Origin of the sequence: Oryzibacillus soli (assembly GCF_051594765.1) — a bacterium.
GTDB lineage: Bacteria > Bacillota > Bacilli > Paenibacillales > NBRC-103111 > Paenibacillus_AR.
This window is the reverse complement of sequence record NZ_JBPPGJ010000029.1, coordinates 18019-42295: the sequence shown is the minus strand read 5'-3', so window position 1 is coordinate 42295 and position 24277 is coordinate 18019. Positions and strand designations below refer to the sequence as shown.

The 24277-nt window shown below is 50.5% G+C and carries 17 protein-coding genes; 12 read left to right on the top strand and 5 right to left on the bottom strand.

The window, feature by feature from the left end:
• Positions 1-8: 8 nt before the first annotated feature.
• Together ACSEXW_RS26545 and ACSEXW_RS26540 are read right to left on the bottom strand one after the other, a co-directional pair.
• A complete protein-coding gene (locus tag ACSEXW_RS26545) occupies positions 9-3998 on the bottom strand; it encodes a glycoside hydrolase family 2 protein (protein ID WP_438449210.1) in 3990 nt (1329 codons plus the stop codon).
• Positions 3999-4031: 33 nt separating this feature from the next.
• Complete coding sequence (locus tag ACSEXW_RS26540) at positions 4032-4670, bottom strand: hypothetical protein (protein ID WP_438449209.1); 639 nt, start codon at positions 4668-4670, stop codon at positions 4032-4034.
• A 93-nt stretch (positions 4671-4763) separates the two neighbouring features.
• Here ACSEXW_RS26540 and ACSEXW_RS26535 point away from each other — a divergent pair, with 93 nt between their 5' ends.
• From ACSEXW_RS26535 to ACSEXW_RS26505, 7 genes are all read left to right on the top strand, one after another.
• A complete protein-coding gene (locus ACSEXW_RS26535) occupies positions 4764-5642 on the top strand; it encodes a helix-turn-helix domain-containing protein (protein ID WP_438449208.1) in 879 nt (292 codons plus the stop codon).
• A 104-nt stretch (positions 5643-5746) separates the two neighbouring features.
• Positions 5747-7273, top strand: a complete 1527-nt coding sequence (locus ACSEXW_RS26530) for a malate:quinone oxidoreductase (RefSeq protein WP_438449207.1) — start codon at positions 5747-5749, stop codon at positions 7271-7273.
• Between the two features lie 141 nt (positions 7274-7414).
• Entirely contained in the window at positions 7415-7693 is a 279-nt protein-coding gene (locus tag ACSEXW_RS26525) for a DUF1294 domain-containing protein (protein WP_438449206.1), read from the top strand.
• 390 nt (positions 7694-8083) lie between these two features.
• Positions 8084-9562 (top strand): Lsa family ABC-F type ribosomal protection protein, encoded by a 1479-nt coding sequence (locus ACSEXW_RS26520; protein ID WP_438449205.1) that lies wholly within the window; start codon positions 8084-8086, stop codon positions 9560-9562.
• Positions 9563-9643: 81 nt separating this feature from the next.
• Complete coding sequence (locus tag ACSEXW_RS26515) at positions 9644-9892, top strand: hypothetical protein (RefSeq protein WP_438449204.1); 249 nt, start codon at positions 9644-9646, stop codon at positions 9890-9892.
• A gap of 121 nt (positions 9893-10013) precedes the next feature.
• The gene (locus tag ACSEXW_RS26510; RefSeq protein WP_438449203.1) at positions 10014-10451 is read left to right on the top strand and encodes a MarR family winged helix-turn-helix transcriptional regulator; all 438 of its coding nucleotides are present in this window, start codon (positions 10014-10016) and stop codon (positions 10449-10451) included.
• Between the two features lie 35 nt (positions 10452-10486).
• Positions 10487-11356 (top strand): alpha/beta fold hydrolase, encoded by an 870-nt coding sequence (locus tag ACSEXW_RS26505; protein ID WP_438449202.1) that lies wholly within the window; start codon positions 10487-10489, stop codon positions 11354-11356.
• 362 nt (positions 11357-11718) lie between these two features.
• On the opposite strand, the gene ACSEXW_RS26500 is transcribed toward ACSEXW_RS26505, so the two are convergent.
• Positions 11719-12165, bottom strand: coding sequence for a GNAT family N-acetyltransferase (locus ACSEXW_RS26500; RefSeq protein WP_438449201.1), 447 nt, complete (start codon positions 12163-12165; stop codon positions 11719-11721).
• Between the two features lie 295 nt (positions 12166-12460).
• Here ACSEXW_RS26500 and ACSEXW_RS26495 point away from each other — a divergent pair, with 295 nt between their 5' ends.
• Both ACSEXW_RS26495 and ACSEXW_RS26490 read left to right on the top strand, forming a co-directional pair.
• A complete protein-coding gene (locus ACSEXW_RS26495; protein ID WP_438449200.1) occupies positions 12461-13516 on the top strand; it encodes a peptidylprolyl isomerase in 1056 nt (351 codons plus the stop codon).
• A gap of 18 nt (positions 13517-13534) precedes the next feature.
• Positions 13535-16126 carry a 3-keto-alpha-glucoside-1,2-lyase-like domain-containing protein gene (locus ACSEXW_RS26490; RefSeq protein ID WP_438449199.1) on the top strand — a complete coding sequence of 864 codons (2592 nt, stop codon included), beginning with the start codon at positions 13535-13537 and terminating at the stop codon, positions 16124-16126.
• Between the two features lie 39 nt (positions 16127-16165).
• On the opposite strand, the gene ACSEXW_RS26485 is transcribed toward ACSEXW_RS26490, so the two are convergent.
• The gene (locus ACSEXW_RS26485; protein WP_438449198.1) at positions 16166-19081 is read right to left on the bottom strand and encodes a sensor histidine kinase; all 2916 of its coding nucleotides are present in this window, start codon (positions 19079-19081) and stop codon (positions 16166-16168) included.
• 13 nt (positions 19082-19094) lie between these two features.
• Complete coding sequence (locus ACSEXW_RS26480) at positions 19095-20729, bottom strand: response regulator (RefSeq protein WP_438449197.1); 1635 nt, start codon at positions 20727-20729, stop codon at positions 19095-19097.
• Positions 20730-20920: 191 nt separating this feature from the next.
• Between ACSEXW_RS26480 and ACSEXW_RS26475 the strand changes: the two genes are divergently transcribed.
• The 3 genes from ACSEXW_RS26475 (at position 20921) to ACSEXW_RS26465 (ending at position 24058) form a co-directional block, all read left to right on the top strand.
• The gene (locus ACSEXW_RS26475) at positions 20921-22294 is read left to right on the top strand and encodes an ABC transporter substrate-binding protein (protein ID WP_438449196.1); all 1374 of its coding nucleotides are present in this window, start codon (positions 20921-20923) and stop codon (positions 22292-22294) included.
• 67 nt (positions 22295-22361) lie between these two features.
• Complete coding sequence (locus tag ACSEXW_RS26470; RefSeq protein ID WP_438449195.1) at positions 22362-23246, top strand: carbohydrate ABC transporter permease; 885 nt, start codon at positions 22362-22364, stop codon at positions 23244-23246.
• Positions 23231-24058, top strand: coding sequence for a carbohydrate ABC transporter permease (locus tag ACSEXW_RS26465; RefSeq protein ID WP_438449194.1), 828 nt, complete (start codon positions 23231-23233; stop codon positions 24056-24058). The genes ACSEXW_RS26470 and ACSEXW_RS26465 overlap by 16 nt, the downstream gene beginning before the upstream one ends.
• Positions 24059-24277 lie beyond the last annotated feature (219 nt).

Here is a 24277-nt window from a genome sequence, read left to right as displayed (position 1 = left end):
GCAAGCCGCTATTTGGGCTCCACTTCATCAATGGTCAGTTTATATTGCAGGTTGCGCATGTAAGTGCCGTCTGCATTCCGGAACACCATCCGGAACCGAATCTCCTCGTCTGCGCCTTGGAGAATCGCGATCAGACGGTTCAGCCCAGGCTTCAGGGTGATGCGCTTCTCCGGATTGGGAACCACCGTGCCGTTCATATAAATCTCATAGGCTGCATTCGTGCTCACATGAAGCTGCCCGATCCGCCCTTCCAGGTTGGATGTGCCATCGTCCGGCTCATGCAGGTGAACGAAGCAGCTCAGGAACCACCGGTCCTTCATGGGCTCCCGAATGACGAAGGAGCCGTCCGTGGGGCTGCGTTCCTTCTTCAGCATCCAGCCGTACAGTCCTTCCCCCAGATTGTTCAGGGAAAACTCCGGATCGATGTAATAGGCTTTCATCGCTTCCGCATCCATATAGGGCCGACAGGGGAGGGCCATGATCTTTTCCACCGCCCACTGGGCGTCGCCCTTGGACTTGGACAGAAGTCCGTCGTCGAAGACCGCCCCCAGATTGGCCAATAACCGGGTATAGAGACGAATAGACTTGTCGCTGTCCGGGTCGGGCAAGAGCTGGGACAACACGATAAGTCCCTGACCCGCTTCGGCTTGCAGCATGAAGCTGCCCGCAGGCTGCGCCTTGTCCCGGTTCAGCTCCACCAATGCCACCCTGCTGTACTCGTCCGTATACTGTCCGACGTAATAATCCTTCCAGGCCGTGCCCTCCACGCTTGCACACCACACCGCCGCGCCGGGGATCTCCAGGCTGTAGGCGGCCAGCGGCCGGTTCACCACCTCGCGTGGAGACAAGAAGACCTTGTCGAAGCCGAACAGGTCCACCGGGCTGAACCCTCGTATTGCTGGAGCTTCGGAGACCATCTCCAGATGATAGGTCTCATGCTCCCGGATCATCGCCGGCCGGTTCAGCAGCGCGATCAGCCCGCTCTCTTGACCGGGTACTGCCGGAAGAATCACGACCTTACCGCCGCTCTGTGCATAGGCCTGAATCGCCGAGGCAGACACCGGGTCCGCCAGCAGGCCCGGATCAACCACAAGGAGACCATACGATTCCGGCCGAAGGGATCGGAGATCCGGAAGCAGATCGAACTTCAAGCCTAGGGAGCGAAGGAAAGGCACCGTCCCGCTCCCGGCTCCTACGAATACTCCGGTCCGGACCGAGGCGATATCGGCTGCGCCCAGGTATGTCAGCAGATTGCGCAGGAGAAGGCAGGCCTCCGGAACCCGGTCTGCATGCTGCATCAGCTCCAGTTGATTGGCGATGAACAGGCCGTTCCCATTGTGGTACTCCAGGAGAGGGGACCATAGATCTCCGCCGTCCCCGAAATCGCCGGAGCTGCATTCCAGGAGCATCGTGAAGTCTCCTTGGACCGGCTTCTCGAAGGCGGCATGGATAATCGGCAGGGGGCCATCTTCTTGAATATCCTCGTGCCAGTACATCAAGTCGTCGTCGGAGAGACCTTGAAGCACCGGATGATCATAGCAGCTGGAATGCGCGCGAATAAAGTCCTGTCTGGATATCGCCAGATTCCCCAGCGAAAGATGATGCTGCTCCAGAAGCAGGACCCGTCCGCCAAGCGCAACGTAACGCTGCAATTGCTTCTCCAGCCGACCGTCCGGATCCTCCAGCCTGCTGCCGGCAACCAGCAGGTGATCCGGGGTCAGCCCTTCAATTCCATCCGGTGTCAGCCGCATGCAGGCCGGGGCAAAGGTCCGTATGATGCGGAAGTCAGCATCTCCGCCGATGTAAGCAACAGGCCGTCCGACTTCTACAGGCGTGTTCTTCCGGCTTGCGGAAACCAGTCGGTAATCCAGACTAAGCTCATGCACGAGAGCACCATCGTGCAGTAGCACGGCGAGGAAGCGGAGCTCTGCCGTATCCGAGACGGGCTCCGGTCTCCACTCCATAGTGACGGACTTGCGTTCGGCGGGATTCTGGACCCACTCCAGCTGCTCCCGATGGAGGATATGATCTCCTTGCCGCACTTCGTACTGCAATTGGACGCTGCGCGTATGAAGCGTGTCGTTATAGACATCGAAGCTCCGCACGATCGGCTCGTCATCGAAGAAGGAGCGGTTGTATTCCGCCGGGATGATGGTGACGGGCTTGAAGGCCGCCGCCATGATGTCGAACGACGGATTCTTCTTATAGGACGGATATTCATCCGGAAGAAGCCCGTTGTTCAGCGTCAAGGAATACCGCGGTATGACACGCGGCTTCGGGCCGGGCGTGTCCAGCGCGCCTGGAGACAGGGGAATATCCCGGTCCGGCATGGCTCGCATGAAATAATGGGCGAAGTTGAAGGTGGCGATGCCGGATACCTCTTGGCGCCTGGCGTACTCCACGAACAGCTTCTCCTTCACGGCTAAGCCCTTGACGCATTGGTCGGTATGGCGGTAGGCGGACAGACCGACGTACATGCTGCTGTTCTGGGGGCAGACATACCACCAGCCGCCATGCTCACCGAACACCAACGGCACCACCCGGTCCCATTGGGCAATGGTTCCGTCGATGTTGTAATGCCGGCTCTCAATCTCCGTATGCTCTTTGGCAAGGAGCCGGTTGTCGCCCTCCACCAGGATGGGGCGTGTGGGGTCCAGCTCCCGGATGCTATCCATCATGGAAGGGATGTGCAGCTTGAAGCCGTCCCGTCCGTCCACCCAACGCATCTCGTTCTGCAGGCTCCAAAGGATCACGGACGGGTGATTCTTGTCCCGTTGGACGAGTCTGCGGACGTGGGCTCTGCAATTGTCCAGAAAGTCAGGGTGATCAGCCAGCATGGACTTGCCGGAGCCGTAGATAGCCGTCTCGTCGACGATCAGCATCCCTTCCTCGTCCGCGATGTCGAGATAATAGGAAGGATGGGGCTCGGCATGCAGCCGGATACAGTTGATTCCGACTTCCTTGCACATCCGGTACCAGCTGCGGACATAGTCTTCCGTCTGCTGGATCGCTCCTTGGAAGTGCCAGGAGTCGCCGCGCAGATTAAGGGGAATGCCGTTCAACAGAAAGCGGGGACCCTCGGTACGGATCTCCCGGAAGCCGAAGCGTTCCTCCAGCCGATCCCCTATCTCGTTCCCGTCCGACAACACCAGCTCCAGCCGATAGAGGAAGGGCTGGTCCGGGCTCCACAGCTTCGCATCGGGCCAGTCGAGCATGAATCGGACCCGGTATGTCCCATCCTGCTGCCGCAGCCATTCTGCTGCTTGAGCCTCGGCCTGCAGAACGGGCTGTCGTCCGTCACACTCGCGAACGAATAGGGCAGCCTTGCAGGAGGTTAAATCGGAGGAAGCAGGGGGGCTCACCTCGGCTTGGACCTCCAAGCGCCTCTCCCGGACAGACGTACGGATCGACATATCCGAGAGGGAGAAGGCAGGACGGCTCTCGAGAGTGACGTCCTGCCAGATGCCCCGGGCCAGTGCTCCGAACCAGGAGCCCGCCAGTCCGGTGATTTTTTGCTGGCCGGAAGGTAGTGTCACCTTATCGAAGCTGCCGCACACCACATGCAGGTCGTGGTCAGTGTCCGGCTGAACCTGGTCCGTCACATCAACGAGAAGGGGGAGATACCCGTCCTCCCAACATCCAATCCGTTCGCCGTCCAAGTAGACCGCCGCTTTTTGCATGATCCCGTCGAAGCGAAGGAAAAGTCTATTCTTACCGCCCGCCATCGAGTTAGGTAGACGGATGGTCCGGTGCAGCACCCCTGCATCCGCCTGCGCCCACTCCTGGGGATAGCCGAACAGATCGCACGGTGCATAATCATGCTCGGGAATGACCCCGAAGCTCCTGCCCGTCGGCCGCCGGTACGAAGCTCTCCAGCTGGATGGCACCTGCACCTTCCGTTCCTCATAGACCGGCTCCGGTGGGAGCTCGAAGCCAGCAGCGCCTCCGTAGAGAGGCATAAAATCCCATTCGCCGTTCAAGCAATAGTTGGTTCTCATCGGCAGTATGCTCCTCATTTATATGGAATGGTGTCAGGCCTGCAGCAGAAGGGGAAGCTCCATCCATACGGGGTTGGAGACCGTCTCGCCTTCCCATAACAAGAAGTGGGGCATCATAACGCCCATCCAGTCCGCCGGGGTGTTGGACGTCGTCAGCTTTCCCCGGTAGGGGGGAGGTTCGATGGTGGCCGGAGTCTCCGAATAGAAGAACATCAGATTCTCATGCAGCGCGATAATCCCATACTTGTCCCCGTCACCGGGCCGCTCCTCCTGATATTGATAATGGTAAAAAATATAGCTGGCCGCCTGCTCCGGCTTCAGCCGGGCAATACGCGCATACGGCTTGGCCGCCGGATTGGTCCGCTGCCAATGCGCAACACCTGCAGGCACCTGATAATGAAAGATGTCGAGCATCGGCACCCAGCTCCTGGGCATATCCGCCCCCGGCCACAGCTCCAGCATGGATTCCGAAGAGGAGAGAAGAGAGTGAGGAGCCGTTTCCTCGGATAGGCTCTCATAATAGAGAAACAGCTGGCTGTTCCAGCCGAACAGGCATAGATGACGGACGCCGGCTTCGCTCATCCGATCTTGAAGCCCCAACGACGCCTCGCGGACGAAGGTCTCCGGCTCTATGCCGGGACGGCACTGGGCTCTGAATTGATAGCGCTTCATAGGGCACCTCCGTGAAGAGTTCTCCTCCTCATGGTACTGCATCGGAACGGTGTTCGCCTTGACGAAAACGACTATTCTTAGCATAATAGTGACATGAATAGAAAAAGCTTATTCCGAGAACAAGGGCTGGAGCCCGATTTTATCTTCAACATCCAGAAGTGCCCTCTGAACCATGACTTTGACATTCACAGCCACGACTATTCTGAGCTTGTCGTCATTCTGGACGGAAGTGCCGTCCACATCATCGAAGGAAGAGAATATCCGATATCCGCGGGCCAAGTGTTCCTGATTCACGGCAACGTGTCCCATGGCTACAAGGATGTCCGCGGCATTCAGTACTTTAACGTCATGTTCCATCCGGATCAGATCGTGCAGCCGCCGGAGCTGAAGCTCATGCCCGGCTTCCAGGCGCTGTTCTACTTCGAGCCCTTCTACCGGAAGGAGATGAACTTCAAAGGCATGCTCACGCTGTCTCCCGGGCAGCTGAATCAGGTAACCGGGATGCTGGATCTGATCCTCGAGGAGCATCACTCCCGTCATGACGGATACCGGATGATGATCCGTTCCTACTTCACCGCGCTTATCGGCACGCTATCCCGGTTCTATGTGGCCAACAGCGGCCAGTTGGAGAACCGTGCACTTCGGATCGCCGAGTCCATCAGCTACCTGGAGGAGCATTTCCTGCAGCAGGTTACGCTTCAGGAGCTGGCGGACCGGGCCTTTCTATCCAAGAGGCAGTTCTTGCGTGAGTTCGCGAGGACCTTCCACACCACCCCGGTGGATTACATCATCCGCCGGCGGCTGGAATATTCATGCACGCTGCTCCGGAACAATCGTTTATCGATTCTCCAGGTTGCACAAGAAAGCGGTTTCAGAGATCAGAATTACTACGCTCGCCAGTTCCGCAAAGTGTACTTTTGTAGCCCGACCGAATACAGGGAGAAGCAGACGGAATCGCACTTGCGGGCATAATTCCATATAACTAGTTGACCTCTCACTTTTTTCTGGCTTTCAAATAGCTAATAACTATCATATAATAGTAAGTAAATAATTCATTCAATAAGAGGACGGTAAAAATGAACAACCGACTAACTAGGTCAGACGTTATCTTGATTGGTGCCGGCATCATGAGCGCGACTCTGGGGTCACTGCTGAAGGAATTAGTCCCGGAGTGGAATATTACTGTTCTGGAGCGCCTCGACAAAGCAGGGGAGGAAAGCTCCAATGAATGGAACAATGCAGGGACAGGGCATGCCTCTCTCTGCGAGCTGAACTATACGGTGGAGAAGACGGACGGCTCTATCGATATCAGCAAAGCGATCAAGACCAACGAAGAGTACCAGGTCTCGAAGCAGTTCTGGTCCTACCTGGTCAACAGCAAGCTGATCCGCAATCCCCAGGACTTCATCGAGCCCTTGCCTCATATGAGCCTGGTACAAGGGGAGCAAAATGTAAGCTTCCTGAAGAAACGGCATGAAACCATGTCCAAGCATCCGTTATTCCACGGGATGGAATTCTCCGATCGTCCGGAACAGCTTGCGGACTGGATTCCCTTGATCATGAAGGACAGGAATGGGAATGAACCGATCGCTGCCACGCGGATTGAGACCGGGACGGACGTTAACTTTGGCGCTTTAACGCGCATGCTGTTCGATCATCTGAAGAGCAAGAATGTGGAAATGAAGTTCAAGCATCAAGTTGACGGCATTAAGCGGGCTGAAGACGGCAGCTGGGAGCTGAAGGTACGCAACCTGGAAAATGGGGCCGTTGAGCGACATGCAGCCAAGTTCGTCTTCATCGGCGCCGGAGGCGGCAGCCTGCATATCTTGCAGAAGTCTGGCATTCCGGAAGGACGCGGCATCGGTGGATTCCCGGTCAGCGGCATCTTCATGGTGTGCAAGAAGCCGGAGATCGTGGCTCAGCATCACGCCAAAGTATACGGCAAAGCCCCGGTAGGCGCTCCTCCCATGTCAGTGCCTCATCTGGATAAACGATACATCGGCAATCAGGAGTCGCTGTTCTTCGGACCCTTCGCCGGATTCTCGCCGAAGTTCCTGAAGTTCGGATCCATGTTCGATCTGATCACTTCCGTCAAGCCCAATAATCTCCTTACGATGTTGGCCGCCGGCGTCAAAAATATGTCTCTCACTAAATACTTGATCGAGCAGGTACTGTTATCGAAGGAGCAGCGCATGGAAGCGCTCCGTGAGTTCGTTCCCAATGCCAAGAGCGAGGATTGGGAGCTGGTGGTGGCGGGACAGCGGGTGCAGGTCATCAAGGATACATCAGCAGGCAAGGGGATTCTTCAATTCGGCACCGAAGTCATCAGCGCGGCGGACGGCTCCATTGCAGCCCTGCTTGGCGCATCCCCGGGCGCATCCACGGCCGTATCCGTCATGCTGGAGGTCATCCAGAGATGCTTCCCAGAGAAGCTGAAGGAGTGGGAGCCGAAGCTCAAAGAAATGATCCCTTCCTTCGGGATCTCCCTGTCCAAGAACCCGGAGCTCATCCAAGAGATCGACGCTTACACGTCAAAGGCCCTTGGTCTTGGACCGAAGAGCCACTCCTCTGAGAGCATGAACGACCGCAAAGTGGTCATCTGAATCGAAGTCTCTGCAAGAGGCTGCCGGACAATCGGCGGCCTCTTGCCATGTCCGCGGCGGCCCCCCCCCGTTATCACCGTACGAGAGTGACGAATGGGAATCGGTGTGATATCGTTGTACCTGAACAGGAGGAGGAAGGATATGTGGATCTATCTGCTTGTATATGCGCTTGCGATAAACGCGGCGGGGATCATGATGATGCGGTCGGATAAAGCTAGGGCGAAGAAGGGAAGGTACCGGGTACCGGAACGCCGCTTGTTCGTCACGGCCATCCTTGGGGGATCTATCGGGATCTTCACCGGGATGCAGCTTTACCGCCATAAGACGAAGCACGCGTCCTTCTATATCGGAATTCCCGCCATCTTGATCGCTCAATTGATCCTGCTTGGTTATCTCTGGGGTATGAAGGTGAACGGGTAGACCGGTAGTTTACATAATATTTATTATGTCTCTTTTGTAGGCGATAGGATATAAAGAAGAAGGAATGACTATATCCATTCTTTCCGGTCTTCACATCTTGAATAACAGGATTCCTCTATGTTAAGATGCAATTACCTTTACGAATGGAGTTGAAGAGGATAATGGTAATCGTCTCTTGCTAATCATGATGATAATAAATCGGTACGACACTGCACCCTTAAGAGGTGTGGTGATCCGTTTTATTATGATTCAGCAAGAAGGTTACTTATTCTTTTCCACTCATACGATATGGCTTTCCGGCTCTTAGGGTTGGATTGCCTTATTATGCAATGAGCTGCGAGAAAAGTAACTTTCTTGCAGCTTATTTTTTTGTAAAGGAGCAGGATCTGTATGTCATTAATCCAAGTTCAGCATTTAACCTTTGCTTATGACGGGAGCTATGACCCGATATTTGAAGACGTCAGCTTTAACATGGATACAGACTGGAAGCTGGGATTCGCAGGGAGGAATGGGAGGGGGAAGACCACCTTCTTGAATCTGCTGTTGGGCAAATATGAGTACCAGGGCACGATATCCGCCCAGGTGCAGTTTGATTACTTCCCGTTCCGTGTCCAGCAGATGGATAACCAGGTATTGGATGTCGTCGAGGAGATCTATCCCGATTATGTCCATTGGGAGCTCATGCGGGAGCTCAGCTTGCTTAAGGTATCCGAAGACGTATTGTACCGCCCCTTCGATAGCTTATCCAATGGAGAGCAGACCAAGGTGATGCTCGCGGCGCTTTTCTTGAAGGAGAACCGCTTTCTCTTGATCGACGAGCCGACCAACCATCTGGATCTGGAAGGCCGCCAATTGGTTAGCCAGTATCTGAAGACGAAAAGCGGATATATTCTGGTCTCTCACGACCGGGCGTTCCTGGATCATTGTGTGGATCACATCTTATCCATCAATAAGTGCAGCATTGAGATTCAAAAAGGGAACTTCACCGACTGGTGGGAGCAAAAGGAGCGTCAGGATCAATACGAACGGGCCGAAAATGAGAAGCTAAAAAAAGATATCAAACGGCTGGCACATGCCGCGGAAAGAACAAGCCACTGGTCCGATGAAGTGGAGAAGACGAAAAACGGGACGCTGAATTCCGGCTCCAAAGTGGATAAAGGATATGTCGGGCATAAAGCGGCCAAGATGATGAAGCGCTCCAAAAATCTCGAGCACCGGCAGCAGCAAGCGATCGAGGAAAAAGCCGGGCTTCTGAAAAATATCGAATCCTCCGAAAGCCTGAAGCTCTCCCAGCTGGCCTACCACAAGAGCCAATTCGTCGAGCTGAACCAAGTCTCCATTGCTTATGAAGAGAAGACCGTGTGTACGGATGTGAGCTTCACGATCAACAAGGGCGACCGGATTGCGCTATTCGGACGGAACGGATCGGGCAAATCGAGTATTCTCAAGATGATCCTTGGTGAGAATATTCCCTATACCGGTACCGTGCGAATCGGCAGCCAACTGAAAATTTCGTATGTGTCCCAGGATACGGCGCATTTGAACGGATCGTTGACCGAATATGCCCGAGAGGCGGGGATTGACGAAAGCCTCTTTAAAGCCATTCTCCGCAAGCTGGATTTCGCCCGTGTTCAGTTCGAGAAGGATCTGTCCTCCTACAGCGGAGGACAGAAGAAGAAGGTGCTGATCGCCAGGAGCCTGTGCGAGAATGCCCACCTGCACATCTGGGACGAACCGCTGAACTTCATAGATGTGATCTCCCGGATCCAGATCGAAGAGCTGCTTCTGGAGTACAGCCCGACGATCCTGTTTGTCGAACATGACCGCGAATTTTGCGAGCACATCGCCACGAAGATCGTGAAGCTGTAGGAAAACAAAATATTGTTGTAGACATTTTGCCTCTTTTGAGGTATTGTAACTGTCTATGACTTGCATCTGGAGGAGTGTAAAATGTCAACCTTAAAAAAAGGACAATCCATCGTCACGGATAATGAGTTTGAAGCCGCCATTAAGGAAAAAGAGCTCGTCTACATTATCGATGGAGGGATCATCCAACGTCGTCCCGCCTATATCTCCGGCTGGAACACCGAGATCATCTACATGAGTGACGGTGCCAAAATCAGAAGGTCCGGCTACACCTTCCGTACTCTGACTGAGGAAGAGGCTGCAGCTGTAGAAACGAACGCGACTAAGAAGTAATTACATTCAAAAGGCTGCCGCTTATGGCAGCCTTTTTCATTTGCCAAATATTGACGGCTCGGAATTGTTAAGGTAATATACGTGTATATACACATATATGACGGAAGGGGACGGATATCCCATGAGTACTCCATTCAACACGAACCCGGGTTTACGCTGTGCCTTCACGAATGTGCGCAAGACGGATCGACTCCTTGCCCACTTCTATGACCGCAGCCTCGCGCCGTCCGGACTGACCGCGATCCAATTCGGGCTGCTAGCTTATCTGGCCGCGATGCAGCCGGTAAGCATCAATCGTATGGCCGAGGTCATGGGGATGGACCGAACGACCGTGACCCGCAATATCAATCTGGCTGGGGAAAAGAAGCTGATCCATATGGTGACGGGAGAAGATCGCCGCTTGCGTCTGATCACCATGACACCAGAGGGAGAACAAGCCTTGAAGGAGGCGTGGCCACTCTGGCAACAGGCTCAGAACACGGTTGAACAGGAGTTCGGAGCGGAACGTTTTGAACACTTGCTTCAGGAGCTGGCAGCCATTCGGTCCATAATCCAATAACTTGAATCGATCGAATCGAGAAAGGGGAGGGTACTATGCCTGGCTTGGAATGGTTGGACAGAACGGAATATCCTTTTCGCTCCCATTATTTGAAGCTTCCCGCAGGTCGATTGCATTACGTAGACGAGGGCAACGGGGATCCCATCGTGATGGTGCATGGAAATCCGACCTGGTCTTTTTTGTACCGGAATTTTATTAAGGCGCTGTCCCCGCATTTCCGATGCGTCGCCATGGACCATATCGGGTTCGGCTTATCGGATAAGCCTGAGAATTGGTCTTATCATCCCTCCAGACATGCGGAGCATGTGGAAGCGCTGATTCACTCCCTGCAACTGAAGAACGTAACCTTGGTAGTCCAGGACTGGGGCGGCCCTATCGGATTGTCTTACGCGCTGAAGGAGCCTGCCAATATCAAACGTCTGATTATCTTGAACACATGGATGTGGCCGGTTCGCGGTGATCCTCATTACGAGAGGTTCAGCAGATTTGCTGGGGGAAGCATAGGGAGGCTCATGATTCGGCGCTTCAATCTGTTCGCGCGGGTCATCATGAAGCAGGCAATGGGGGATCCATCCAAGCTGCTGCCCGCTGTTCATCGCCATTACTTGAAGGCTTTGCCGAGCCCGCGCGAACGCATCGGTTGCAGTCTGTTCCCAGGGCAGATCATCGGGGCAACCCCATGGCTGGAGTCTTTGTGGAGTAGAAGGGAGGCCATTCAAGCTCTGCCGGCACTGATCTTGTGGGGCCAGAAGGACATCGCATTTCGTGATCAGGAACTCAGAACGTGGTCAGAATTCTTAACGAATCGGGATATCGTTACCTTTAAGAACGCCGGTCATTTCTTGCAGGAGGAAGCCGCTCAGGAGTGTTGCGAGTATATCCGTGCGTTCTGCGGACGCTTCTAGGAGTGAGTAGAACTGGGCGGAAGACTAGGTCATCGGGACGTTTACCTACATATGGTAAACATATCAAATCTCTTCTAGGAGTGAAGCGTATGTCCATGATGCCTCAGTCTCCGCCCCCAACTTATATCCCTCCCAAACCCGACGTATCCTATATTATTGATTGTGTACACAGTTATACGTATGTATGGCTTTGGAATGGCGACAGCTTTTGGTTCTTTCCCACTCGAGTGGAATACGGAGAAGTATCCGGTTACCGGTGGACGGGGTATTTCTGGACCTATTACGGGATAGACCCGAGATTTATTCAAGCCGTATCGTGTCCGCCTATTCCGACTTTGTATTGAAATAAAAAGAGCTGCTGTTCACTTCATGGTATAGTGAACCCAATTCCCTTGAGTACCGCCCATCTTATCGAAGAACTGTTGAGCTCGTTTATTATCCATCCCTGTGATCCACGACATGTGAGTGAATGAATGCTCCTTGGTGTACTTGAGACATTCATTAAACAAGCTTCTTTCCACCTCAGTGTCTCGATATGGCTCCCGTGTATAAAGGTCATTCATGACCGTGTATTTATCTGCTTTCATCGTGCTGAATGTGAAGTATAATGTAGCAAAACCAACTACCTTTCCATCTAGCAAAGCCACAAACTGAACTCCTTCTTTTTTCTCTAATAAGGTATGAATCAACTGATGAAGTTTTTCAGTGGCAGGCCGAGGGTTTTTATAAAAATCAACGATGTATTCATACATGATCTCGGTCAAACTGTTCAGATCATCTGACTCAGCACATCTGATGATAAGCGACATTCGGAACCCTCCCATCTATAATATGCATTATAATACAATAATCTGTATTATTATTCAATTGTAATTTGATATGGATGATCGTCTTGCATGGGTACAGGATACAATTGCAGTTCTTGTAGGAGCAGTTCGCCGCGGCCGGCAGCTGCTCTTTCTGTTAAAAACGAACGCTTTTCTGCTGAAAAAATCGAAACTATTCCAAAATCAGCCCCCTATATTCCAAACTATTCTATCTCCTATAATACATATAGGAATCTCAATGTCGCACCAATTTATTTAGATGGGAGGGACTGATGCAATGATTCAAAGAACCTGGCATATATGGACATACTTGAAATTGGCAACGATTGCAGCTGTTGTGGTGAGTGCTCTTCTAAGCTTCATGCCGTTTGCCGATAGGCCTCATGCTATAAGCCCTCCGCCTATCGCCGTTGTCGACGGGGAGAAAGTTGACGCTAAGGAGGTACAGCTTCTGGCGAATGCTCAAAGAGCTAAAGTATACACTTACTTTATGCAGCGATATGGACTTGAGGACAGCCTAGATTTCTGGCAAACGGAGGTTGGCGGAGAGAAGCCAATCCAAAAATTGAAAGGGCTTACATTGGAAAGGCTAAAGGAAATCAAAGTCCAACAATTATGGGCTAGGCAGGAAGGATTGATCGAAGATATCGGCTATGAATCTTTTTTGCAGCGGCTGCATGACGAAAATGAATCGCGTAAGAAAGCGTTACAGGAGCATCGCGTCATCTACGGACCCCAACAGTATAATGCGGATACCTATTACGAGTATGTGTTCAGTAATTTGATCATTCAATTAAAGCAGCGGTTGGCCGACTCGGCATACAAGCCGGATGAGGAGCAAATACACCGATATTACGAGGAAAACAAGACCAGGTATACCGAAAAGGGAACGGCTCAGATGGAGGTCTTGTTCATTTCCAACAAGAGCAGTCAGGCGAAGGAGCTCATGGCCATGGCGCAGCAGCTGTCCCAGCAAGGAACTTCGCTGAAGGAGGTGGTGAAAGCATTGACGGCAAGCCCTGCCGAGGTCCAATTCGGTGAGTATCTGCTTGGCAGTAAAATGGAGGAAACGGAGGTGAGTGAGCGATTGAAGGTGATCTCGGCAGGTCTTTCGGCAGGTCAAACAAGCGGATTCGAGCAAGTGGAGAATGGCTGGTTTATGGCAACGTGTCTGGATAAAACGGAGGAGCGTGCTCAACCGTTAGCATCCATTCGTTCGAATGTTATAGACGATTATGTTCATTCTGTCTATCAACAGGAACTGGCACAACGAATTCGCAATGTAACCGTCCAATGGGACGAACAACAGTTTGACAAACTGGAATTACGTTAAGAGAGGGGAATTATATTGATGAAATTCGCAATATCACGCACATTCTTTTTCCTGCTTCTTCTGCTATCCTTCTTTGCGTATCCTGCGCCGGAAGCAAAGGCAGCGGGAACGATCTACTATGTAGATTCTTCACGTCCTGATGATAGCGGGGACGGACTCACTCAGGGAACAGCCTGGAAAACACTGACCAAAGTCAATGCAACAACCTTCATGCCGGGAGACACCATCAGGTTCAAAGCGGGCGGAGTGTGGACCGGCCAGCTGTATCCGAAGGGCTCTGGCGTCAATGGCAGCCCCATTATCATCGAATCGTATGGAACAGGAAACAAGCCGATTATTAACGGCAATGGTTTGGCCGCCAATCCTGATGCGACAGGAGGAGCCGCTGTCTATCTGTACAATCAGGAATATTGGGAAATTAATAACCTGGAAGTGACCAATTCCGGCGGGACGGCTGTTAAACGGTATGGTGTTAGCGTTGTGGCCGCCGATTATGGCACCGCTAACCATATTTACTTGAAGAACCTGACCGTTCACAATGTCAACGGCATTAATTCGGACAGGAAGAACGGCGGCATCTCCGTACAAGCGTTGGGCAGCACTACTACGACGAAATTCAACGACGTTCGCATCGAGGATTGCATCGTATATACCGTGGATCGCACAGGAATTACTCTTCATTCCCGTTGGATGAACCGCGGGGGCATGGCGGATTCCGGACCATGGAATCCTTGGACGAATGTTCTGGTGAAGAATAATACCGTGTACGATACGGGGGGAGACGGAATTCTGGTGCGTGTCGCCCAGGGGCCGCGTATTGAATACAACACGGCCCGCGATGCCAACATGCGTTCCAACGATAACAGTGGAGGCATATGGCCATTCAATACCGACGATGCGGTGGTTCAATTCAATGAAGCGTATTTGACTCATACGACAATGGATGGGCAAGGCTTCGATTCCGATTATGTGACCAACAGAACGATCATCCAATACAATTACAGTCATGACAACGATGGCGGCTTTGTATTGATATGCAATCCAGGCATGGGTAATTTCAACAACGATACGATTGTGCGTTACAACATTAGTCAGAACGATAAGAACCAAATTTTTAACGTTCATGGTCCCGTGAGCAATGCGAGCATATATAACAATACGATCTACGTTCGCAGCGGGCTGTCGCCCAAGCTGTTAAATTACGACGATTGGGGCGGTTACCCCAATGGCACGTCGTTTAAGAATAACATTATTTACAATTTAGGCAGCGGTATCTACGACTTCACGAATAGCACGAACAATACGTTCGATTACAATCTGTTTTATGGCAATCACCCTACTTCCGAGCCAGCAGATCCCCATAAATTAACGTCCGATCCAATGTTTGTTAGTCCAGGAAGCGGCGGTATTGGCCGCAATTCGGTCGCTGGCTACAAACTGCTGCAAGGCTCGCCCGCTATTGATAGCGGAACGACCATTGCCAACAACGGCGGGCTGGATTACTGGGGGAATACGGTACCCTATAATAGTGTAACCGATCGGGGCGCATACGAAGGTCCTGGCGAAGTTGCAACACAAGCCACCGTCCTATTCCAGGATGATTTCAATGATGGCAATTCAACGGGTTGGACAACGTCAGGCGGAACATGGAGCGTCATCACGGATGGCACAACAAAGGTGTATAATCAATCCGCGACAACGAACGAGGCAATAAGCGGAGCGGGCAGCAATTGGACAGACTACACCTATTCAGCCAAAGTGAAGCTGCTTAACCCTGCAGCGAATGCAGGCCTAATGTTCCGGGTAACGGATAACAATAACTATTACATGTTCAGGCTTAATAACGCGAACCAGACGGTGGAGCTATACAAGAAAGTGGGTGGAACGCTTAATCAGATCAAGTCCGCAGCGTTGACCAACAACATCAATCAATGGTATACCCTCAAAGTAATCGTTTCCGGCAATCAGATAACTGCATACGTAGACGGCGTGCAAAAAATCAGCTCGACGAACAGTGTCAACGAACTGACGAGCGGCTCGATTGGCTTTAGAATGTACGGCTCCCCGGCCAGTTTCGATGATGTGCTGGTGACAACGAATACGCTGTTCCAGGATGAATTTGAAGCAGGAAACGCGAATAATTGGACTGCTAGCAGCGGAACCTGGAGCGTTGTTACAGATGGATCCTATGTATACAGTCAGACGAATACGGCAGGAGAGGCTATTTCAACGGCAGGCAGCGGAACCTGGACCAATTATACGTATTCCGCCAAAATGAAATTGCTCAATCTGTATGCGAACGGTGGTATTTTGTTCCGATATACGGACAGCAACAACTTCTATACGTTCCGTCTCAACAACAGCACAGGGACAATCGATCTTATCAAGAAAGTTGGCGGAACCTTAGAGTCAGTCCAATCCGCTTCTTTCACGAGCAATATCAATCAGTGGTATACCCTTAAGATCACGGTGAACGGGAATCAAATCACCGGTTATGTCGATGGAATTCCTAAAATCAGCGTGACGAACACTGAGTTGACCTCCGGTAAAATTGGATTACGTACAGCGGGCTCATCTGTGAATTTTGATCAAGTTCTTATCACTGAATAACAGCGTCATCAGCCCGGAGCAAGGGCATTCCAAAAACCGTCAGGGAAGCTCTCCTTGACGGTTTTTTGGATCATCTAAGGTCAGTACGGGCAAACGGAGCTGCACTAGGGTTCCTCTGCCTGGTCTGCTGTCAATTCTCCATGCGTATCGATCATTAAAATATAGGTTCAGGCGACGGAATACGTTGACCAGTCCAATACCGAAATGGCCGTTTCCTTGCGAACCTTCCACGATTCGCTTCAACTCAAGCCATTGTTCCTCCGCCATTCCAGCGCCGTTATCGAGGATGTCAATATACATGTGGTCCCCGTCCATATAACCTCTTATTAGCAGAAGGCCATCGGCTTCCATCTGATCCAATCCGTGTATAATGGCGTTTTCCACGATAGGCTGCAAGATTAATTTCACTGTCAGACACGCATGTAGCGCTTCCGCAACGTCCCAAATGATATCGAAGCGGGATTTCGCTCGAATTTTTTGAATATCCAGGTAATGTTTTAGGTGGCTGAGTTCCTCCTCCATGAGGATCAAACCGGCGCTCTTCGTAATGCTGCCTCTGAAGAACTGACCCAAAGCGGTCGTCATTTCGACGATTTCCTCGGAGCCTTTCCTGAACGCCATCCATTTGATCGATTCAAGTGTATTGTACAGGAAGTGCGGATTAATTTGCTGCTGCAGCGCCCGCAGCTGCGCTTCCTTCTCAAGAAACATGAGCTCCTGCTCACGGATTTTCGATTGATACACTTCGGTGATCAGCTCATTTAGTTGTTTAATCATACTGTTAAAATAATGGGCCAGAATGGCGATTTCGTCTTTGCCCTTGTAATTCATCTGTACTTCGAGGTTACCGTCATGTACATCTTGCATCAAGCTCTGGAGCTTATGCAGCGGGTTGATAATCGTTCTGGAGATCAGTGTAGCCGCAACGATAATCATCATGCCGAAAAGAGCGAAAAACGCGGCTCCGAACCAAATGAGCATGTATACCTTTTTTTTCAGTTCGGCGGAAGGAACGATCCCGGCCATCTTCACACCGAAATAGGACGCCGTATCAAAGAAAACCATATACCGTTTGCTCCCGATATTCTTAGCATAGGAACCGGACGGATTCCGCATCATCTCGGCTGTGACTGGATCCGCCATGTCCAGCACATGGGAGGTAAGGTCGTCGTTATCATGAGCCAGGATGGTTTCGTTCGCATCGATCAGAAAAAAATAGCCCGAATCTCCGATACGAAGCGTACGAAAAATATTGTTCAGCATGTCCTGTTCAATATTCACGATCAGATACCCTAAACGATCCCCAAGGCTTGATGCGCTGCTGTTGCTCACTTTGCGAGCAAACGTAAGTACCGGCGACCGATATAAATTGCGGTAGGATCCGATAAACAGCAGCTCTCCCGAGCTGTGATCCAACCGCTCGAAAATATGCGGATTCGTCCTCGCAATCGGCACGTTATCCGAATAAATGCCGGTGTAAATTCTCTCTCCGCTGCGATTGTACAGCTCCATGGACATAAACTCTCGTTTTCGCTGCTTGATATTGCCGAACTGCAGCTCTAACACAATCATGTCATCCGACTTCACTCCGCCTGATTCTGATTTCCGCATGAGCTGCTGGATATCCGGCAAATAGATCAGTTGCCGGGTTAACGTGTCGTAGCTTTTCAAACTGTAGTCGATATTCCGTTTTAGCTGTTGAATCGTACTTTCAGTAAATTGCATCACTTTGCTCTGATAATGTCCATAATGGACGTAAGTGAGGAGCAAGACGAAAAGCAAGTTCGGCAAGAATGTCGTAAGCACAAAATAGGCGATCAGCTTCGAGCGAACGCTGTATTTTGGCAAGACGATTCGAGGCTCCACCGAGGAACGGCTTTGCAATCCGGCAAAACCTTCGGTCAGTTTTTGCGTCAGCTCATGCAACGGTTCGACTATCGTTCCGGCAAACCAGAACGACAAGAGCACTACAAAGATTAACGAGACCAAGGCAAAAACGACGATGGCGGAATTCGGTCTCGTATCGTGCTTAAGAATCGCAGCCTTGGGAATTTCGCTTACAAATTCGAACGGATAAGAAGAAAGCGGATAGTGCGTAAGCAGCGAGGGCTGACCGTTTATTTGGGCTACCCGGTAGGAGACATCTTCCAAATGAAGAAAGGGGGCTGTGAGGGAATCAACATCCATGCGACCGGGAGAGCTGCTCCAAATCGGCACTTGTCGATTGGTCATCATCATGAGAGATTCATCGGGATCTAAGCCATAGAACACTTCTTTGGCGAACTGTGCCGTATTGAAGGTGACAATCAGCGTGCCTATGATGTCATTTTCTAGGCGGATGGATCGGAAGTAGGCGATCTTGCCTTCGATCAAATCTCGCAACACTTGCTGATCCCCCGTATCGTCGGCAATCGCACCTATAACTTGACTATAAAATGGAACGCCCTCCTGCATATTGCGTGGATAAACGGGGCTTGCATGCAGCCAGTCGTCGAACCTAAAGTCAGTCCCCGCATACTTTCCCCCTACATCAAAAGCGTACATATAGACGAGATCATTCTTGCCCAATACGATAATCCGGTCGATATAATCGTGGTAAAGGAACGTATCGTTGATCTCAGTCGTCAGGGTCTGCACCAATTCCCCGATCTGGATGAAGTTGTCTCTCCGGTACGGAATGCTAACTGCCGCCTGAACTGTGTCTTCGCCAACCAGCTTGTTCGTAGTTGCGTCCATATCAGCGAAGAGAGATTTGAAGTAGGTGGCATTCTGCTTCAGCTCGTTCAATTGCTGTGCCGCTTTCTCCTGCACGACAAGGCGATTAACGAAAGCTTCCGACAGCCAATAAAAGGTGGAAGCAAGAGTCAATGTGAGCAGCATGGAACAGATGAGCAGTTTTTTTCGAATGGTGTACCGATAGAGAATGCGATTCAACTTGCTTCGGATACTTCCCATATCAGCACCGCTTTCAATAAGTGATGAACGATTGACGGTATTCCAGCGGTGTAACCTTGGCATAGCTTTTGAAGGTAGTTGCGAAATATTTCCTATCCTGGTAGCCGACTAATCCACCGATTTCATACACCTTGAGATCGATTCGGCGCAGCAGCTCTTTCGCTTTCTCCATTCGGTAAAATTTCAAATAATCGACAAAGTTGACGCCTGTCTCTTTTTTGAACTGCATGCTGAAATAGCTTGGATTCAAATATACAAGATCGGCCATTTGGTTCAATGTAATTTTGTCGCGGTAATGTTCTTCAATATATTTTTTCACTTGCTGTACAGCCGTATGGGAGGTTGTCTGCACATCATCGTTCATTTTCTTGATTTGCCGTGCAACCTCTACAATCAAACGTTCCAATGCGGCTTTTAGCTGGGACAAAGTGCGGAAGGGGTCGATAAAATCGGTTAAAGACGCTTGCAGCGGGGCCAGCTTCTCAAGCGAAGTACCATGCAGGTTCAGTCTTCGCTCGAGCATCGTCAGCAGGGGGACGATATATTTGCGGATCGTCGCCGGTTCGGCATGTTCGAGCCCAAGATCGCAGCCCTCCCAAAAAAGGTGGAGCTGCTGCAGACTGCCTTCAGGGGCACCTTCCAGTACGGCGTCGAGCAATTTACTTTCTGTCTGAAAGGGATATTCCTTAAGTCCGCTCGAACCCCCAGCGGATTCGTGCCAAACAAACAATCCGTATCGCTCCATAAAAAAGCAACGGTCCATCATTTTTTTCGCTTGTTGGTATGAATCGGGAAAGGACAGTAGATTCCGATAAACTTCGCCCAACCCTATAACGGAGTGCCATCCGGTTTCAGCTTCAAAGGCGCATTCTACCCGCTTTAACACCAGTGACGCCGCCCGGCGGGCGTCGGCGGCTTCCGCATTTATATTGAAGAAGACAGCAATCTCTCTGCGGTTTCGAACGAGCACATAGCTATGGTGTTGATCTTCTTCTTGCTGTTGTTCGAGCAACTTGCACATCGTTTCTATCCTGTTTGCGCCTGGCGTGGATCTTTCGTGGTCATCGATCGGGATGAGCTTGATGGAGGCACAGCAAAAACTGCTGGCGTTCATCTCGATTTCGAGTAAACTCATTTTTTCCTTAGCTTCGTGGTATTCCGGTAAGGTGCCATCGATAAGCGAACGAAAAAAATGATCCCTTGCCGCTGGTAAGCTTTCGGCTAGCTGCAGCTCATAGGATTGGAGCAATTCAGAAGATTGCTTTTCAGCATCTAGGAGCGATTTAACATGGTGCATGGTCTGCCCGAGCTCCTTCAGATTGACGGGCTTCAGCAAATATTCAGTTACCCCCGCTTGGAGGGCGCTGCGCGCCAAATTGAATTCCTTATATCCGGACAAGATGATAATCTTAACTTGCGGGTAGAGAACGCGGAGTTGATGGCTTAATTCAATTCCGTCCATGACGGGCATCTTAATGTCGGTAACGACGACATCGGCAGCCTCTCTATGCATCATGTCGAGTGCTTGTTTGCCGTTTGCCACACAGCCCGTTACCTCGAAATGAAACCGCTCCCAATAGAAGGATCGAAGACCTTCCCGAATCTCGAACTCGTCGTCGACAATCAGTATTTTATAGCTTCTGACCATTGGGATCACTCCTTACGTCTATATTAATTTATCGAATATTCCGGTGTAAAGCGACAACCTTGACAACCCGCAACATTCAAAAAGATCGAACCTAATCCAAAAATCGTCCCCTGTTTTTTTAACAGCAATCTTTCTACAATAAATTTCGTAAGCAGTAATCTACTACCATTCACGAAATTGGAGGCGCATTTATGCATGGGTTAAAGAAAAAGTGGGTTCTTATCAGTTCGGTGACAGCACTGACAGTGAGCCTGTTGGCTGGATGTGGAAATGCGGCGAATGAAGCGAATGGATCGGTGAGCAGTGCAACGGGCGGCGTGTCGAAGAAGGCTGAGCCGGTCACGATCTCCATGTTTATTACTTCCGCCTCTCAAAAAGACTGGCAAGAGGGTTCCGCCAACGACAAATTGAAAAAAGAGTGGGAAGCCAAGACCGGCAATAAGCTGGAGCTGAACATTTTGCCGGGTTCGCTTGAAGAAGCTACGAAGAAAATTGATATTTCGATGGTCTCTGGCGATACGACGGATTTGATCGGCCTCACCAATCCGCTGGATCAGAACAAGTACGCATCCAAAGGATTTTTGTATCCGCTTACAGACTTAGCGAAAAAAGCAAACTACGATATGGACAAAATGTATGGGGAATCACTGACCAAATATAAAGGCGAAGTATACTACATTCCTATTAACTTGTCGATGTGGGCGGTATTTTATAACAAGAAGATTTTCGACGAAGCGGGCGTTCCCTACCCGAGCGGCAAATGGACGTGGAGCCAATATATCGAAACAGCAAAAAAGCTGACAAAGCCAGAAAAGGGTATTTACGGCTCATACATGCTAACGTTCGATAACTATTTGTACCTGCAGGCCAGACAAAAGGACGTACCCGGATATAAACAGGACGGCACCTCCAACTATGACGATCCGGCTTTCAAAGATGCGCTGAAATGGTTCAACGATCTGAGCGGCGTTCACAAAATTCAGCCTTCTTGGATCGAATTCAAAACGAAGAAGCTATCTAATCTCGGTTTTTTGGAAGGCAAGTATGCCATGCATTTCATTGGCACTTGGTACTTGGGATCGTTGAACAACTGGGAGAAATACCCGCGTGACTGGAAGTGGGGCGTTGTCCAGCCACCGGTACCAGACGACGGAAAGGGCAACAACAACATTGGTGTTACTGCAGCATACGGAATCAATAAAAAATCCGCCCATCCGAAGGAAGCGTTCGATTTCCTCACCTTCTTCGCCGAGAACGGTTACAAGGTGAGGGGAGAATTCCCAGCGCAGAAAAATTTGAGCAAAGAGGACATGAGCACCGTGCTGCAGAACATCGCGGACAAATCGCAGGGAAGTGTAACAACAGAGGATCTTCGGAAAGCGCTGATTGATAACGGACTGGGCTTCACCCAAGAGAAGCTTTTGGGAACGGCCATGAGCGAATACAGCAACATCGTGATGCAGGAATCTGAGTTGTACTTCGCCGGCCAGAAATCGCTCGATGAGGCGGTCAAAGGTATTAAGCAAAGAGAGGATCAGGCTATTCGAGAGGCAAGCAAGCAATAACAACAGAAGATGCGAAGCGGGACTCCTATTCTGAGGGTCCTGCTTTTATACCGAAGGAGAATGGAGTATGCCGCGGATAACGAAAGAAGAGAAGGTCGCCTTCTGGTTTGTTGCTCCTTTTTTAGTCGGATTTTCACTATTTTATTTGCTGCCGACGCTTTACGCTTTCGTCATCAGTTCTCTCGATTACAATAGCTTTAAAGAATTTACGGATGTGAAGTTTGCCGGACTGGCGAATTACATTCGCGTATTCAAGGATCCGATAGCGATAAGTTCGTTCGGGCGAAGCTTGTTATTTACCTCGTGCTATGTGCCGGGCATTATTGTGACGGCTTTGATGCTTTCCATGATGTTCAATGCGAAATTTCATTTCAGAACGTTTACGCGCACACTTATTATGCTGCCCTATGTGACGAACGTTGTCGCCATCGCGATCGTATTTTCCATCCTGCTGAATCCTTACGACGGCGTTGTGAATAAGCTTCTTGTTTCTTGGGGGATCGCGCATCCACCGCAATGGCTTGCAGGCATTCGGACCTCATTGGTGACGGTGGCGGGAATTGAAGTTTGGCACTCCATCGCATTTCCTACAATCGTTTATCTAGCGGCTCTGCAAGGAGTTCCCCGAGATTTGTACGAATCGGCTGAGATCGACGGGGCGGGGCGGATCCGAAAGTTTTTGAGCGTAACGATGCCTCTGATCTCGCCAACGACATTTTTCTTGGTCATAACAAACATTATCGGTTCCTTCCAAAATTATGCCATTTTCCGCGTACTCACGAATGGGGGGCCGGGAACTTCTTCACGGGTCATTTCCTTAAATATTTATGAAGAAGCGTTTTCCTACAACAAATATAGCTATGCATCCGCTCAAGCGATATTGTTGTTCCTCGTTATCCTGTTCATCACGATTATCCAATGGAGGGGGCAGAAGAAATGGGTACATTACTAAAGCCGAAGAGACTGGTCGTGACCTTCATCATGCTGCTGCTCGGCATGTTGATGATCGTACCTTTCCTATACATGATTTCGTTCTCATTAAAAACACCGTTGGAATTGACAAAAAATCCGGCTTCCATCTTGGTTGGACGGCCGTATTTCGGCAATTTTGCGACGGTCTTTACACATAAAACATATTTCATCTGGTATTTCAATTCATTCAAAGTGGTGCTCGGCCTGCTTGTACTAAGGGGGCTGCTCGTGACGATGGCAGCTTACGCATTTGCCAGACTCGAGTTCCGATTGAAGAATGCGATTTTCCTTGTGCTGCTTGCTAAAATGATGATCCCATCTGATACAACGATTGTGGCGCGATTTCTGCTATATAAATACTTACATCTGAACAATACGCATTGGGTGCTTATTCTGCCGGCGGCCTTCGATGTGTTTTTCCTGTTTTTGCTGAGGCAATTTTTCATAGTCATTCCAAGAGAAATCTCAGAAGCGGCCATCATCGACGGTTGTTCCCACTATAAGGTGTATTACCGTATCATTTTGCCGCTGGCCAAACCGGCTCTCGTAACGATGGTGTTGTTTACCTTCCTATGGACTTGGAACGATTTCGCATCGCCCTTTGTGTTCATTACGGATATGAAGAAGCAGTTGTTGACCGTCGGTTTGTCCTACTTTCAGACTGAGGCGGGCGCTGACTACTCCTTGCAGATGGCCGGAGCCGCTGCTGCTGTAGTGCCAACGATCCTTCTGTTTATATTTACACAAAAATATTTTGTCGAAGGTGTTACCATGTCTGGGGTTAAAGGATAAGAGGGTGCGATGCTAAAAATCGAATCCGGCAAACATACGAGTAGAGAGGAAGCTGCAAGACAGCATGCTCCGGACGCCGGAGTTCGTTTATTCTGTGATACAATGAGTGCAAAGTCTATGGAAAGGGTGGTGTCTTTTTGGAAAAGACGAGCCCAAGATTACCGTGTAATCTATGCGGTTTCATTATTCCAATCTCACTCCAAGACCTACTCATGAAAG

What these genes read in the sequence shown, in the direction of transcription:
- ACSEXW_RS26495 (WP_438449200.1), top strand. Translation starts at nt 12,461, where the DNA reads ATGATTCAAAGAACCTGGCATATATGGACATACTTGAAATTGGCAACG.
- ACSEXW_RS26540 (WP_438449209.1), bottom strand. Translation starts at nt 4,670, where the DNA reads ATGAAGCGCTATCAATTCAGAGCCCAGTGCCGTCCCGGCATAGAGCCG.
- ACSEXW_RS26470 (WP_438449195.1), top strand. Translation starts at nt 22,362, where the DNA reads ATGCCGCGGATAACGAAAGAAGAGAAGGTCGCCTTCTGGTTTGTTGCT.
- ACSEXW_RS26510 (WP_438449203.1), top strand. Translation starts at nt 10,014, where the DNA reads ATGAGTACTCCATTCAACACGAACCCGGGTTTACGCTGTGCCTTCACG.
- ACSEXW_RS26545 (WP_438449210.1), bottom strand. Translation starts at nt 3,998, where the DNA reads ATGAGAACCAACTATTGCTTGAACGGCGAATGGGATTTTATGCCTCTC.
- ACSEXW_RS26490 (WP_438449199.1), top strand. Translation starts at nt 13,535, where the DNA reads ATGAAATTCGCAATATCACGCACATTCTTTTTCCTGCTTCTTCTGCTA.
- ACSEXW_RS26480 (WP_438449197.1), bottom strand. Translation starts at nt 20,729, where the DNA reads ATGGTCAGAAGCTATAAAATACTGATTGTCGACGACGAGTTCGAGATT.
- ACSEXW_RS26465 (WP_438449194.1), top strand. Translation starts at nt 23,231, where the DNA reads ATGGGTACATTACTAAAGCCGAAGAGACTGGTCGTGACCTTCATCATG.
- ACSEXW_RS26475 (WP_438449196.1), top strand. Translation starts at nt 20,921, where the DNA reads ATGCATGGGTTAAAGAAAAAGTGGGTTCTTATCAGTTCGGTGACAGCA.
- ACSEXW_RS26505 (WP_438449202.1), top strand. Translation starts at nt 10,487, where the DNA reads ATGCCTGGCTTGGAATGGTTGGACAGAACGGAATATCCTTTTCGCTCC.
- ACSEXW_RS26535 (WP_438449208.1), top strand. Translation starts at nt 4,764, where the DNA reads ATGAATAGAAAAAGCTTATTCCGAGAACAAGGGCTGGAGCCCGATTTT.
- ACSEXW_RS26525 (WP_438449206.1), top strand. Translation starts at nt 7,415, where the DNA reads ATGTGGATCTATCTGCTTGTATATGCGCTTGCGATAAACGCGGCGGGG.
- ACSEXW_RS26515 (WP_438449204.1), top strand. Translation starts at nt 9,644, where the DNA reads ATGTCAACCTTAAAAAAAGGACAATCCATCGTCACGGATAATGAGTTT.
- ACSEXW_RS26485 (WP_438449198.1), bottom strand. Translation starts at nt 19,081, where the DNA reads ATGGGAAGTATCCGAAGCAAGTTGAATCGCATTCTCTATCGGTACACC.
- ACSEXW_RS26530 (WP_438449207.1), top strand. Translation starts at nt 5,747, where the DNA reads ATGAACAACCGACTAACTAGGTCAGACGTTATCTTGATTGGTGCCGGC.
- ACSEXW_RS26520 (WP_438449205.1), top strand. Translation starts at nt 8,084, where the DNA reads ATGTCATTAATCCAAGTTCAGCATTTAACCTTTGCTTATGACGGGAGC.
- ACSEXW_RS26500 (WP_438449201.1), bottom strand. Translation starts at nt 12,165, where the DNA reads ATGTCGCTTATCATCAGATGTGCTGAGTCAGATGATCTGAACAGTTTG.